Consider the following 13,179-nt stretch of genomic DNA (forward strand, 5'->3'; position numbering starts at 1 on the left):
GTTATTATGGAATTTACAGATATTGCGATGGAATTATCCAAGGAAGCTTGGCAGGCTTCCTTTCATCATCCCTTTATTTTACAATTACAAGAGGGGGATTTAGAACCTGCCGTTTTCCGCTATTACCTGATTCAGGATGCCTACTATCTGAAGGCCTTCTCAGAAATCTATCACCTTTTGGCTGATAAGACTTCAAACCAAGAGATGAAAAGACTCTTGAAACAAAATGCTCAGAGTCTAGTGGAGGGTGAGTTATTTATCCGCCAACAATTTTTCAAGGAATTGGAAATCAGCGATCAGGAAATGGAGCAACATCCAATCGCTCCAACCTGCTATCATTACATTTCTCACATTTATCGGCAATTTGCAGAGCCAAACTTGGGCATTGCCTTTGCAAGTTTGCTGCCTTGTCCTTGGTTATACCATGATATAGGCAAATCACTTAATCTTAAACCATCACCAAATCCTCTCTACCAACAATGGATTGAAACTTATATTACGGATGAGTTAGAGCAACAGATCAGAGAGGAGGGAGAGCTAGTCAATCAACTCTATCGCGAAAGTAATGAGACAGACAAGAAAAAAATGCTAGATGCCTTCCACATCAGTGTTCACATGGAAGCTAAGTTTTGGCAAATGGCCTACCAACACCAGACATGGAAGAGTGATTTACACTCTTTAGAAAAAGGAGAAGAATAGAAATATGAGAAAGCACCAATTGCAAGTTCACAAATTAACCATTTTATCCATGATGATTGCCCTTGATGTAGTCCTTACGCCTATCTTTCGGATTGAGGGAATGGCACCGATGTCCAGTGTAGTCAATATTCTAGCAGGAATCATGATGGGACCTGTTTATGCCTTGGCTATGGCTACAGTCACAGCCTTTATCCGTATGACGACTCAAGGGATTCCGCCTTTAGCTCTCACAGGAGCGACTTTTGGAGCCCTCCTTGCAGGTCTCTTTTATAAGTATGGTCGAAAATTTCATTATTCCGCTCTAGGAGAGATTTTGGGAACAGGTATTATTGGTTCTATTGTTTCCTATCCTGTTATGGTACTCTTTACAGGATCGGCCGCTAAGCTTAGTTGGTTTATCTATACTCCTCGATTTTTTGGAGCAACCTTGATTGGTACAGCGATTTCCTTTATTGCCTTTCGATTTTTAATCAAGCAGGAATTCTTTAAAAAAGTGCAAGGATATTTCTTTGGTGAAAGGATAGACTGATGCAGGCATTGACAAATCCTTTTCCTCTGGAAATGACTTCCCTAATTCACTGTATTACCAATGAGATTTCTTGTGAGATGCTAGCAAATGGGATTTTGGCTTTGGGATGTAAACCAGTTATGGCAGATGATTCCCGTGAGGTTCTTGATTTTACTAAGCAAAGCCAGGCACTCTTCATCAATTTGGGGCATTTGTCAGCTGAGAAGGAAAAAGCAATCCGTATGGCAGCTTCTTATGCAGCTCAAGTTTGTCTCCCAATGGTAGTAGATGCGGTTGGCGTAACAGCTTCAGTCATTCGTAAGAGCTTAGTTAAAGACCTTTTAGACAATAGCCCTACGGTCCTTAAAGGAAATATGTCAGAAATCCGAAGTCTTGTTGGCTTAAAACACCACGGCGTTGGGGTCGATGCCAGTGCTAAAGATCAAGAAACGGAGGATTTGCTTCAAGTCTTGAAAGACTGGTGTCAGACCTATCCTGGTATGTCATTCTTAGTTACTGGTCCTAAGGACCTCATCGTTTCGAAGAATCAGGTCGCTGTACTGGGAAATGGCTGTACAGAATTAGACTGGATAACAGGGACAGGAGACTTGGTTGGAGCCTTGACAGCCGTTTTTCTCAGCCAAGGAAAGACTGGATTTGAAGCTTCGTGTTTAGCAGTCTCTTATCTTAATATCTCCGCTGAGAGAATAGTTGTTCAAGGAATGGGATTGGAAGAATTTCGTTACCAAGTACTCAATCAGTTTTCGCTTCTAAGGAGAGATAAAAACTGGTTAGATGCCATCAAAGGAGAGGTTTATGAATAGAGAAGCACTTAGACTATATCTGGTAACCAATCGCTACCAAGATTCCGTGGAAAGATTTCTTGAAAAGGTTGAGACGGCTTGCCGTTCAGGGGTTACCATAGTCCAATTACGAGAAAAAAATCTCACAACCAATCAATATTATCAACTAGCAAAACAAGTCAAGGAAATAACAGATGTTTATCAGGTACCCTTGATAATCGATGATCGTTTGGATGTTTGTCTTGCAGTCGATGCTGCAGGTCTGCATATCGGAGACGATGAATTACCAGTTTCGGTTGCCCGACAAGTCTTGGGACCTGAAAAAATCCTCGGTGTCACCGCTAAAACAATAAAAAGAGCTCTGGAAGCAGAAACATCAGGTGCAGATTACTTGGGGACAGGAGCCATTTTCCCAACCACCACCAAGGAAAATGCGCCCATTACTCTGATATCGACCTTGAAAACAATTTGCCAAACGGTTGACATTCCAGTAGTTGCTATTGGCGGCTTGACTTCAGAGAACATTGACCAGCTTATGGGCACTGGCATAGCTGGAGTAGCTGTAGTGCGTGATTTGATGCAGGCAGAAGATATTGAGGCAAAAACCCAAGCCTTTTTATCAAAGCTGGATGACATTATTTCCTAACTAATACTCAATGAAAATCAAAGAGCAAATTAGGAAGCTAGCTGCAGGTTACTCAAAGCACAGCTTTGAGGTTGCAGATGGAAGCTGACGTAGTTTGAAGAGATTTTCGAAGAGTATAAAAACTCTCTAATTCCCTTAAAGTAGGAACTAGAGAGTTTTTTTCTTAATCTTTAAAAGTTGTATGGTTGACTGGGCCAGAGCCATGACCGAGTTGAGGAGCGTCTTGGATGGCTTTTGTGATAAAGGCCTTGGCCTTATCGACTGCCTGATAGAGAGTCTTGCCCTTGGCTAGTTCAGCCGTAATCACTGCAGCAAAGGTACACCCAGTACCATGGGTGTGACAGGTTTGAATTCGTGGGCTTTCCCAGACAAATTGGTCATCCTTGGTAAAGAGGAAATCCTTGGCACCGCCTTCGAGATGCCCACCTTTGATTACCACAGACTGAGGACCAAATTCTTTTAAAATCAGGCGACCGGCACGCTGCATGTCTTCAGGATCATGGATTGAAAAACCAACAATCTCTTCTGCCTCAGGAAGATTGGGCGTGATAATGGTTGCAAGGGGAAGTAGGTTTGTTTTTAGGTAAGTTCTGGCACTGGTACCAATCAGGGTGTCACCGCTTGTTGCGACCATAACAGGGTCAAGGACGTAGGGACAGTCCAACTTTTTAAGATAGGGTTGGATGATTTCCATGATTTCGGTAGTTGCCAACATCCCAGTTTTTACAGCCTGAGGTGGAATATCAGAAAAGACACTGTCCAATTGGGCTTTCAACATTTGAGGAGAAACGTGCTCGATTAATTGAACACCTCTGGTATTTTGAGCGACAAGACTGGTTACAACAGCCATTCCATAGACATCTCTAGCTTGGAACGACTTTAAATCAGCCATAATGCCAGCACCACCACTGGGGTCAGTACCTGCAATGGTCAAAGCAACGGGTAAATAAGTCATCTAAAACCTCCCAACCAACTGAAGTTTGTATTCTCAAGAACAAGCAAGTCTGTTTTAGGAAGGTAATAGAAGACTGCTAGTCCCCATTATCATTTCCACTTCCATCAGCTAGCATTACCTAGATTGAGTCAAAGGGTCTAACAGTTGTTAATCTCAGCTTTACGCACCCCTAGTGGTTGTTTTCTTTTTTTCTTTAGTATAGCATATTTTTATTGTTTATATAGTAATATTTGACTGCAAATCGTTTTTTAAATGATTAAAATTCTATTTTTTAAAGAAAAGATTGATTTTATAATTGACAAATGTAGATTTTAAGAGTATACTATTTAACATAATTGACAAATGTAGATTTTGGAGGTGTGATGATGCAGATTTCAGATGCAGAATGGCAGGTAATGAAGATTATTTGGATGCAAGGAGAGCAGACTAGTACGGATTTGATTAGGGTTCTGGCGGAGCGGTTCGACTGGTCCAAGTCGACCATTCAGACTCTTTTGGCTCGTTTGGTTGAGAAAGAGTGTCTGACAAGGAAAAAAGAAGGCAAGTTCTTTGTCTATTCAGCCCTTTTAACTTTGGAACAAAGTCGGGATTTACTTGTCCAAGATATCAAGGACAAGGTTTGTTCTCGTAGGATTAAGAACTTGTTGGCTGATTTGATTACTGAATGTGATTTTACTCAGGCTGACTTGGAAGACTTGGAAGCTGTGATTTCTGAGAAGAAATCAAGCGCTGTAACAAAAGTAAAATGTAATTGTATGTAAAGGAGACGTCATGTTAAATAGTATTGTAACCATTATTTGTATTGCCCTTATCGCGTTTATCTTGTTCTGGTTTTTCAAAAAGCCTGAAAAATCTGGACAAAAGGCCCAGCAAAAAAAGGGCTACCAAGAGATTCGAGTGGAGGTCATGGGGGGCTATACGCCTGAGTTGATTATCCTCAAGAAATCAGTGCCAGCCCGCATTATCTTTGACCGCAAGGATCCTTCACCCTGTCTGGATCAAATTGTTTTTCCAGATTTTGGTGTCCATGCGGACCTACCTATGGGGGAAGAGTATGTAGTGGAAATCACGCCTGAGCAGGCTGGAGAGTATGGTTTCTCTTGTGGCATGAATATGATGCACGGTAAGATGATAGTAGAGTAGGAGGAGACTATGACTGAAATTGTAAAAGCAAGTCTTGAAAATGGTGTTCAAAAAATCCGTATCACGGCAGACAAAGGCTATCATCCAGCCCACATTCAACTGCAAAAAGGAGTTCCTGCTGAGATCACCTTTCACCGTGTGACACCTTCAAACTGTTATAAGGAGATTCTTTTTGAAGAAGAAGGCATCTTGGAACCAATCGGCGTAGACGAAGAGAAAACAATTCGTTTTACACCTCAAGAATTAGGCCAACATGAATTTTCTTGTGGTATGAAGATGCAAAAGGGAAGCTATACAGTCGTTGAGAAGACTCGAAAATCTCTGTCACTTTTACAGCGTTTTTGGATTACTAGTATCTTTACTGTGCCTCTTGTGATCCTCATGATTGGGATGTCGACAGGAGGAATTAGTCACCAAGTCATGCGTTGGGGCACCTTTTTAGCCACAACACCGATTATGCTAGTAGCAGGTGGTCCTTATATTCAAAGTGCTTGGGCTAGTTTTAAAAAGCACAATGCCAACATGGATACCTTGGTTGCTCTGGGAACCCTAGTGGCCTATTTCTATAGCTTAGTTGCCCTCTTCGCTGGCCTCCCCGTTTACTTTGAAAGTGCTGCATTTATCTTCTTCTTCGTTCTTATGGGAGCCGTTTTTGAGGAGAAAATGCGGAAAAATACTTCCCAAGCTGTGGAGAAATTACTTGACTTGCAGGCTAAAACTGCAGAAGTCTTGCGTGAGGATAACTATGTTCAAGTCCCTTTGGAGCAAGTCAAGGTAGGTGACCTGATTCGAGTGCGTCCCGGTGAAAAGATTGCGGTTGATGGTGTCGTAGTAGAAGGTATCTCTAGTATTGATGAGTCTATGGTGACAGGTGAGAGTCTACCTGTGGACAAGACAGTTGGAGATACTGTTATTGGCTCAACCATCAATAATAGTGGAACACTTGTTTTTAGAGCAGAAAAAGTTGGTTCAGAGACTGTTTTGGCTCAGATTGTGGATTTTGTGAAGAAAGCTCAGACAAGTCGTGCGCCGATTCAGGACTTGACGGATAAAATTTCAGGCATTTTTGTTCCAGCAGTTGTCATTTTAGGGATTGTGACCTTTTGGGTTTGGTTCGTCTTGCTCAGGGATAGTGTAGTTGTGCTTGGAGCGAGTTTTGTCTCTTCGCTTCTCTATGGAGTAGCAGTTCTGATTATTGCCTGCCCTTGTGCCTTGGGACTTGCAACACCGACAGCCCTTATGGTGGGGACAGGTCGCAGTGCCAAGATGGGAGTTCTCCTCAAAAATGGAACGGTTCTACAGGAAATCCAGAAAGTCCAAACTATTGTTTTTGATAAGACAGGAACTTTGACGGAAGGGAAACCTGTGGTCACAGATATCATCGGCGACGAAGTAGAAGTGCTTGGATTGGCAGCTTCCTTGGAAGAAGCTTCTCAACACCCACTGGCTGAGGCTATTGTTAAGCGAGCGACTGAAACTGGACTTGAGCTTCACACTGTGGAAAATTTCCAAGCCTTGCACGGAAAAGGTGTCTCAGGGCAAATCAATGGAAAACAAGTTCTGCTTGGAAATGCTAAAATGCTGGATGGCATGGATATTTCTAGCACTCATCAAGATAAACTAGAAGAACTGGAAAAAGAAGCTAAGACAGTTGTGTTCTTGGCTGTGGACAATGAAATCAAAGGCTTGCTAGCCTTGCAAGATATCCCCAAGGAAAATGCCAAGCTAGCCATCAGTCAGCTGAAAAAACGAGGTCTTAAAACAGTCATGCTGACAGGAGACAATGCAGGTGTGGCGCGTGCTATTGCCGATCAAATCGGAATCGAAGAGGTCATTGCAGGTGTCTTGCCAGAAGAAAAAGCCCATGAAATCCATAAACTACAAGCGACTGGAAAAGTAGCCTTTGTTGGGGACGGTATCAATGACGCTCCTGCCCTTAGTGTAGCAGATGTGGGGATTGCTATGGGAGCTGGAACAGATATTGCCATCGAGTCAGCAGATTTGGTGTTGACAACTAATAACCTCCTAGGAGTGGTTCGTGCCTTTGACATGAGTAAGAAAACCTTTAATCGAATTCTGCTCAATCTTTTCTGGGCCTTTATCTACAATGTCGCCGGAATTCCGATTGCAGCAGGAGTCTTTTCAGGTGTTGGACTGGCCCTCAATCCAGAACTGGCAGGTCTAGCTATGGCCTTTAGTTCTGTATCTGTTCTGACTAGTTCACTCTTACTAAACTTTAGTAAAATAGACTAAAAGTAATGACTGGATTTCTTTGTTATAAAACAGGAGTGACAGCACTTTCAAAACTGTATTAGAATAGAGAATAGAGAGTTTTGAGCAGATTTTTAGAAAAGTCAACATAAATATGATACAGTGGAATAGTAAAAGTTTGGAGAACGTTTCCAATTCTATGTAATCGTATTCTCCAAGTCTAAAAAAATTGAAGGAGAGTTATCACTATGACTCAAGGGAAAATTACTGCATCTGCAGCAATGCTTAACGTATTGAAAACATGGGGCGTAGACACAATCTACGGTATCCCATCAGGAACACTCAGCTCATTGATGGACGCTTTGGCTGAAGAAAAAGATATCCGCTTCTTGCAAGTTCGCCACGAAGAAACAGGTGCTCTTGCAGCGGTTATGCAAGCTAAATTCGGTGGCTCAATCGGGGTTGCAGTTGGTTCAGGTGGTCCAGGTGCGACTCACTTGATTAACGGTGTTTACGATGCAGCTATGGATAACACTCCATTCCTAGCGATCCTTGGATCACGTCCAGTTAACGAACTCAACATGGATGCTTTCCAAGAATTGAACCAAAACCCAATGTACAACGGTATCGCTGTATACAACAAACGTGTAGCTTACGCTGAGCAATTGCCAAAAGTAATCGACGAAGCTTGCCGTGCTGCAGTTTCTAAAAAAGGTCCAGCTGTTGTTGAAATCCCAGTAAACTTCGGTTTCCAAGAAATCGACGAAAACTCATACTACGGTTCAGGTTCATACGAACGTTCATTCATCGCTCCTGCTTTGAACGAAGTTGAAATCGACAAAGCTGTTGAAATCTTGAACAATGCTGAACGTCCAGTTATTTACGCTGGTTACGGTGGTGTGAAAGCTGGTGAAGTGATTACTGAATTGTCACGTAAAATCAAAGCACCAATCATCACAACTGGTAAAAACTTTGAAGCTTTCGAATGGAACTATGAAGGTTTGACAGGTTCTGCTTACCGTGTTGGTTGGAAGCCAGCCAACGAAGTGGTCTTTGAAGCAGACACAGTTCTTTTCCTTGGTTCAAACTTCCCATTTGCTGAAGTTTACGAAGCATTCAAGAACACTGAAAAATTCATCCAAGTCGATATCGACCCTTACAAACTTGGTAAACGTCACGCCCTTGACGCTTCAATCCTTGGTGACGCAGGTCAAGCAGCTAAAGCTATCCTTGACAAAGTAAACCCAGTTGAATCAACTCCATGGTGGCGTGCAAACGTTAAGAACAACCAAAACTGGCGTGATTACATGAACAAAATCGAAGGTAAAACTGAGGGTGAATTGCAATTGTATCAAGTTTACAATGCAATCAACAAACATGCTGATCAAGACGCTATCTATTCAATCGACGTAGGTGACACTACTCAAACATCTACTCGTCACCTTCACATGACACCTAAGAACATGTGGCGTACATCTCCACTCTTTGCGACAATGGGTATTGCCCTTCCTGGTGGTATCGCTGCTAAGAAAGACAATCCAGATCGCCAAGTATGGAACATCATGGGAGACGGTGCATTCAACATGTGCTACCCAGACGTTATCACAAACGTTCAATACGACCTTCCAGTTATCAACGTTGTCTTCTCAAATGGTAAATATGCCTTCATCAAGGACAAATACGAAGACACAAACAAACACTTGTTTGGTTGTGACTTCTCTAATGCTGACTATGCGAAAATCGCTGAAGCTCAAGGAGCTGTTGGATTTACAGTTGACCGTATCGAAGACATCGATGCAGTTGTTGCAGAAGCTGTTAAACTCAACAAAGAAGGTAAAACTGTTGTGATCGATGCTCGCATCACTCCACACCGTCCACTTCCAGTAGAAGTACTTGAGTTGGATCCAAAACAACATTCAGAAGAAGCAATCAAAGCCTTCAAGGAAAAATACGAAGCAGAAGAACTCGTACCATTCCGTCTCTTCTTGGAAGAAGAAGGGTTGCAATCACGCGCAATTAAATAATTCCTCTCGTCGAAATCAAAGATAAATTTATAGACTTCTTTATTAGCTTACTGCCGACGATTCCATCATTGAAACTATAAATTTCAATGATGTAATCTAGTGTGGAGCCTAGAAAAAGTCCCAAAGGATTTTTCGTAGTTTGATGAGCAAATATTTGCCATCAAACTTGGTGTCACCTTGTTTATTCTTTGATTTTCATAGAGAGAAACTTGAAAAGATCGGAGCAATCCGGTCTTTTTATGGAGGAGAGTAAATGGATTTAAATCAATTAGATATTATCGTTTCAGATGTTCCCCAAGTCTGTGCGGACTTGGAGCGTATTTTGGATAAAAAGTCCGATTATGTTGATGACAGTTTTGCTCAGTTTACGATTGGCAGTCACTGTCTGATGTTGTCCCAAAATCATTTGTTTCCTTTGGAAAACTTTCAGTCAGGAATCATTATTCATATCGAGGTTGAGGATGTAGATCAGAATTACCAACGGTTGAAAGAGCTTGGTATCGAGATTTTAAACGGTCCTTGTGAAACGGATTGGGGAACAGAATCCTTGCTTGTAAAAGGTCCAGCTGGTCTAGTGATTGATTTTTATCGTATGAAATAAGGAGCTCAGTCATTTGAAGATAACCTTAATTATTTTAAAAACAGAATGTGAGAATAGAAACTATTGAAAAGATCGGAGCAATCCGGTCTTTTTATATAAAGAAATTGCATATATAAAAAAATTGCATATAAATAGTTGACAACGTTTTCTTAAAATCTTATAATAAAAATATAACAGCAGAAAATAAGACTGATATGGAAAGGAGAAATATGATTAAATAGCTGTAGTAAGTGAATTTTCTTATTTCACTGGAACTTGGGATTGAAATATCTCCATGAATAGATAGTAGGAGGAAAGATATGCAAAAAAAGGATATTTATCTAATCTGTGTGACCATGATTATCTGTTCAATTATTATAGGTTTGATTGTAGGAAATTTTATTTTGCACGGTCTTGAAGATATTGCTAACATCATTAACTACGGCTTGCTGATAATCAATCAAACTATCAATCAATCTATCCATTGATTGACAAGAGCTATTCATTTTTACATTTTATGGATCAAACAGATCGGAGCAATCCGGTCTGTTTCTTATTACAAGACTGTGATAGTTTACATTTTTATAATAAAACTCTTAAAGTCTTGCTTATTTTTGTATTAAATTATAAAATAGAAAGTATTAAAGAATAAAAGAGGTTTTGAAAATGTCTGAAAAACAAATGAAAGTGTTGGGCTGGGTAGCGACATTTATGTCTGTTATGATGTATGTGTCATATTTCCCACAAATCATGAATAATCTTGCCGGTCAAAAAGGCAACTTCATTCAACCCCTAGTCGCAGCTATCAACTGTAGTCTCTGGGTTTACTATGGTCTTTTCAAGAAGGAAAGAGATATTCCACTTGCAGCTGCCAATGCACCGGGTATCGTTTTTGGTCTAGTAACGGCTATTACGGCGTTGATTTAAAAAGAAGACTGATTTCAGTCTTTTTATTTTATGAAAATAGATGCTTCATTAAAGTAATTTTTGAATGAGAGTTGAGGGAAAAAGTCCAGTTACAGCTAGCTTTACGAGAGTTTTTTATGTTCGTCTCTATCAAAGAAAAAAGTATATCGTTACTATTTTTATAAAATCTTCTCCCTAATTTATAAGATGTGAAAAAGAGTTCAATTAGATGGAGCTTTTTGCTATAATGAGAGGAGAAAAATCAGACAGGAGAAGAAGATGTCAGAACCATTATTTTTACAATCAGTTATGCAAGAAAAAATCTGGGGTGGTACCAAGCTACATGATGAGTTTGGCTACGATATCCCAAGTGAAAAAATCGGAGAATACTGGGCTATCTCAGCCCATCCAAATGGTGTCTCTAAAGTTGCCAATGGTCGTTTCGAGGGAACAAACCTGGCTACTTTATATGCAGAGCACCGTGAATTGTTTGGCAACCGTCCAGAGCCTGTATTTCCACTTTTGACTAAAATTCTCGATGCCAACGACTGGCTCAGCGTCCAAGTTCACCCAGATGATACTTATGGATTAGAGCATGAAGGCGAACTTGGAAAAACAGAATGCTGGTACATCATCGCTGCGGATGAAGGTTCAGAGATTATCTACGGTCACAATGCCAAGTCAAAAGAAGAACTCCGCCAGCAAATCGAAGCTAAAGACTGGGATGGTCTATTAACAAAAGTACCAGTTAAAGCTGGAGATTTCTTCTATGTGCCAAGTGGCACCATGCATGCTATCGGTGCGGGCATCTTGATTCTTGAAACCCAGCAGTCTAGCGATACCACCTATCGCGTCTATGACTTTGACCGCAAGGATGATAAGGGAAACTTGCGTGAACTTCACCTTGAAAAATCCATTGATGTCTTAAACATTGGCGAGCCTGCAAATAGCCGTCCTGTAACTGTTAAAGCAGATGATTTATGCTCAACTCTCCTTGTATCCAATGATTTCTTTGCAGTTTACAAGTGGGAAATCATTGGAAAAGTTGATTTTGAGAAGACTGCTGATTACAGCTTGTTTAGTATCTTAGCTGGTCAAGGTCAACTGACTGTTGACGGAAAAAACTATCCAATCCAAAAAGGCAGCCACTTTATCCTACCAAGTGATGTTGAAGCTTGGACTCTGGAAGGGCAAGGTTTGGAATTGATTGTTAGCCATCCATAAAAAAAGAAAGGGCCTGAGTTCATTACTCAAGTCCTTTTGATTACATAAATTGGGCGATAAAGATCACGATGATGATGATTGGAATGACGAAACGAAGAAGGAAGAGCCAGACTTGGAACAGTCCCTGTTTCCATGCTCTTTCATCGAGATGGAGTTCCTCCATTGCAAGAGCCTTTTTAAAGATATAGCCTGTAAAAAGTGAAAGGCAGAGAGCTCCAAATGGCATGAGGAGATTGGAAACCAAGAAGTCCATAGCGTCAAAGAAGGTCTTCCCAAAGATGTGAACATCCGCCATGACACCGTAAGATAGGGCTGAAGGAATTCCAAAGACAAAGGTCAAAATTCCTAAAATAACACTCCATTTAGCACGCTTGCTGTTGTCCTGGTTGGTGATATTACCCACATTGATTTCCAGCATCACGACAGAAGAAGTGACCGTCGCAAAGAGGAAAAGCAAGAGGAAAAGGATGTAGAAAATGGTTCCAAAAGGCATCTTGTCAAAGAGTTGAGGCAAGACAATAAAGAGCAAGCTTGGTCCCCCTTCAGACTGGATATTGAAGGCTGACATGGCTGGGAAAATGGCTAGACCTGCCATGATGGATACCGAGATATTCATGGCTACAATGGAAATCCCTGACTGGACTAGATTGGTTTTCTTATCCAAATAAGAAGCATAGGTCAGCATGGCTGTAACCCCTAGTGAGAGGGCAAAGAAAGATTGTCCTAGAGCATAGAGGAGACCAGCACTGGTCAGTTTTGAAAAATCTGGTTTTAGGAAGTAGAGAACGCCTTCCATGGCATTTGGTAAACTGAGAGAACGACCGATGATGACGACAAAGATGATAAAGAGCAGAGGCATCATGACTTTCGAAGCTCTTTCAATCCCTTTTTGAACCCCACGTGATACAATGAAGATATTCAATAGGATAAAGACCGCTTGAGCTCCTAGGGCAATGGCTGGATTTGAAATGATTGAAGTAAATAACTGAGCATAGTCATTGGTAATACCTAGGTGGAGAGTTTTACCGATAGCGATACCTAAATAAATGAAGACCCATCCTCCAATAACACTGTAGAAAGATAAAAGGATAAAGAGGGCAAAGGCACCAATCCAACCGATGAAGTTGTACTTGCTATTCTTGCCTAGTTTTCCAAAGGTTTTGATTGCTGAGACACCAGCGCTTCGGCCGAGGGCAAATTCTGCAAGCAAAAGGGGGAAACCTATTAGAATAGTGGAGATGAGAAAGACCAGTAAAAAGCCTCCTCCGCCATTAGCAGCAGTCATATAGGGGAATTTCCAAACGGCACCAAGTCCGATGGCTGAACCAGCAGATGCTAGGATAAAGCCCAATTTAGAACCCCATTGCGATTTTTCAGACATAGTTAAACTCCTAAAATTAGTGTTACAAAAGAAAAAGCTACTGCCCTTGGCAACTAGCCTCATCAGTACTCAAAATGAGCGTTTCTTTTGATTGATAGA

General features: G+C 41.2%; 14 protein-coding genes and 1 riboswitch. Of the genes, 12 read left to right on the forward strand and 2 right to left on the reverse strand.

What is annotated here, in order from left to right:
• The first annotated feature begins 6 nt into the window (after window positions 1-6).
• From tenA to thiE, 4 genes are read left to right on the forward strand one after another with little or no spacing between them, the layout of a single operon-like run.
• Window positions 7-699, forward strand: a complete 693-nt coding sequence (tenA, locus tag HT696_RS04180) for a thiaminase II (RefSeq protein WP_023933983.1) — start codon at window positions 7-9, stop codon at window positions 697-699.
• A gap of 4 nt (window positions 700-703) precedes the next feature.
• On the forward strand, window positions 704-1,228 hold the full coding sequence (thiW, locus tag HT696_RS04185; RefSeq protein ID WP_023933981.1) for an energy coupling factor transporter S component ThiW: 525 nt from the start codon (window positions 704-706) through the stop codon (window positions 1,226-1,228).
• A complete protein-coding gene (locus HT696_RS04190) occupies window positions 1,228-2,031 on the forward strand; it encodes a hydroxyethylthiazole kinase (RefSeq protein ID WP_173217682.1) in 804 nt (267 codons plus the stop codon). Before thiW ends, HT696_RS04190 begins: the two co-directional genes overlap by 1 nt.
• Entirely contained in the window at window positions 2,024-2,656 is a 633-nt protein-coding gene (gene thiE, locus HT696_RS04195; protein WP_172923372.1) for a thiamine phosphate synthase, read from the forward strand. Before HT696_RS04190 ends, thiE begins: the two co-directional genes overlap by 8 nt.
• Window positions 2,657-2,819: 163 nt before the next feature.
• Here thiE and thiD read toward each other — a convergent pair whose 3' ends face one another.
• Window positions 2,820-3,611 (reverse strand): bifunctional hydroxymethylpyrimidine kinase/phosphomethylpyrimidine kinase, encoded by a 792-nt coding sequence (gene thiD, locus HT696_RS04200; RefSeq protein ID WP_173217680.1) that lies wholly within the window; start codon window positions 3,609-3,611, stop codon window positions 2,820-2,822.
• A gap of 83 nt (window positions 3,612-3,694) precedes the next feature.
• Window positions 3,695-3,792, reverse strand: a riboswitch (TPP riboswitch).
• Window positions 3,793-3,976: 184 nt separating this feature from the next.
• On the opposite strand from thiD, the gene HT696_RS04205 reads away from it, so the two are divergent.
• The 8 genes from HT696_RS04205 (at window position 3,977) to manA (ending at window position 11,699) form a co-directional block, all read left to right on the forward strand.
• A complete protein-coding gene (locus HT696_RS04205) occupies window positions 3,977-4,372 on the forward strand; it encodes a CopY/TcrY family copper transport repressor (RefSeq protein WP_173217778.1) in 396 nt (131 codons plus the stop codon).
• 10 nt (window positions 4,373-4,382) lie between these two features.
• Window positions 4,383-4,754, forward strand: coding sequence for a cupredoxin domain-containing protein (locus HT696_RS04210; RefSeq protein ID WP_173217678.1), 372 nt, complete (start codon window positions 4,383-4,385; stop codon window positions 4,752-4,754).
• A gap of 9 nt (window positions 4,755-4,763) precedes the next feature.
• Window positions 4,764-7,007 (forward strand): heavy metal translocating P-type ATPase, encoded by a 2,244-nt coding sequence (locus HT696_RS04215; protein ID WP_173217676.1) that lies wholly within the window; start codon window positions 4,764-4,766, stop codon window positions 7,005-7,007.
• Between the two features lie 206 nt (window positions 7,008-7,213).
• A complete protein-coding gene (spxB, locus tag HT696_RS04220; protein ID WP_173217675.1) occupies window positions 7,214-8,989 on the forward strand; it encodes a pyruvate oxidase in 1,776 nt (591 codons plus the stop codon).
• A 253-nt stretch (window positions 8,990-9,242) separates the two neighbouring features.
• Entirely contained in the window at window positions 9,243-9,590 is a 348-nt protein-coding gene (locus tag HT696_RS04225) for a VOC family protein (RefSeq protein WP_173283362.1), read from the forward strand.
• 299 nt (window positions 9,591-9,889) lie between these two features.
• Window positions 9,890-10,057: a hypothetical protein gene (locus HT696_RS04230; RefSeq protein ID WP_173283363.1), complete on the forward strand. Its 168-nt coding sequence runs from the start codon at window positions 9,890-9,892 to the stop codon at window positions 10,055-10,057.
• Window positions 10,058-10,235: 178 nt separating this feature from the next.
• The gene (locus HT696_RS04235) at window positions 10,236-10,496 is read left to right on the forward strand and encodes a SemiSWEET family transporter (protein WP_001291476.1); all 261 of its coding nucleotides are present in this window, start codon (window positions 10,236-10,238) and stop codon (window positions 10,494-10,496) included.
• Between the two features lie 258 nt (window positions 10,497-10,754).
• Complete coding sequence (manA, locus tag HT696_RS04240) at window positions 10,755-11,699, forward strand: mannose-6-phosphate isomerase, class I (protein WP_173283364.1); 945 nt, start codon at window positions 10,755-10,757, stop codon at window positions 11,697-11,699.
• A 40-nt stretch (window positions 11,700-11,739) separates the two neighbouring features.
• On the opposite strand, the gene HT696_RS04245 is transcribed toward manA, so the two are convergent.
• Entirely contained in the window at window positions 11,740-13,080 is a 1,341-nt protein-coding gene (locus tag HT696_RS04245) for a sodium-dependent transporter (protein WP_173283365.1), read from the reverse strand.
• Window positions 13,081-13,179: the final 99 nt, after the last annotated feature.

The organism is Streptococcus sp. 9903 (genome assembly GCF_013276625.1).
In the GTDB taxonomy this organism is placed as follows: Bacteria; Bacillota; Bacilli; order Lactobacillales; family Streptococcaceae; genus Streptococcus.

Excerpts from the sequence above, each read along its gene's own strand:
- HT696_RS04225 (WP_173283362.1), top strand. The coding sequence starts at position 9,243 with ATGGATTTAAATCAATTAGATATTATCGTTTCAGATGTTCCCCAAGTC.
- thiW (WP_023933981.1), top strand. The coding sequence starts at position 704 with ATGAGAAAGCACCAATTGCAAGTTCACAAATTAACCATTTTATCCATG.
- HT696_RS04230 (WP_173283363.1), top strand. The coding sequence starts at position 9,890 with ATGCAAAAAAAGGATATTTATCTAATCTGTGTGACCATGATTATCTGT.
- HT696_RS04190 (WP_173217682.1), top strand. The coding sequence starts at position 1,228 with ATGCAGGCATTGACAAATCCTTTTCCTCTGGAAATGACTTCCCTAATT.
- spxB (WP_173217675.1), top strand. The coding sequence starts at position 7,214 with ATGACTCAAGGGAAAATTACTGCATCTGCAGCAATGCTTAACGTATTG.
- HT696_RS04235 (WP_001291476.1), top strand. The coding sequence starts at position 10,236 with ATGTCTGAAAAACAAATGAAAGTGTTGGGCTGGGTAGCGACATTTATG.
- HT696_RS04215 (WP_173217676.1), top strand. The coding sequence starts at position 4,764 with ATGACTGAAATTGTAAAAGCAAGTCTTGAAAATGGTGTTCAAAAAATC.
- HT696_RS04205 (WP_173217778.1), top strand. The coding sequence starts at position 3,977 with ATGCAGATTTCAGATGCAGAATGGCAGGTAATGAAGATTATTTGGATG.
- tenA (WP_023933983.1), top strand. The coding sequence starts at position 7 with ATGGAATTTACAGATATTGCGATGGAATTATCCAAGGAAGCTTGGCAG.
- HT696_RS04210 (WP_173217678.1), top strand. The coding sequence starts at position 4,383 with ATGTTAAATAGTATTGTAACCATTATTTGTATTGCCCTTATCGCGTTT.
- manA (WP_173283364.1), top strand. The coding sequence starts at position 10,755 with ATGTCAGAACCATTATTTTTACAATCAGTTATGCAAGAAAAAATCTGG.
- thiD (WP_173217680.1), bottom strand. The coding sequence starts at position 3,611 with ATGACTTATTTACCCGTTGCTTTGACCATTGCAGGTACTGACCCCAGT.
- HT696_RS04245 (WP_173283365.1), bottom strand. The coding sequence starts at position 13,080 with ATGTCTGAAAAATCGCAATGGGGTTCTAAATTGGGCTTTATCCTAGCA.
- thiE (WP_172923372.1), top strand. The coding sequence starts at position 2,024 with ATGAATAGAGAAGCACTTAGACTATATCTGGTAACCAATCGCTACCAA.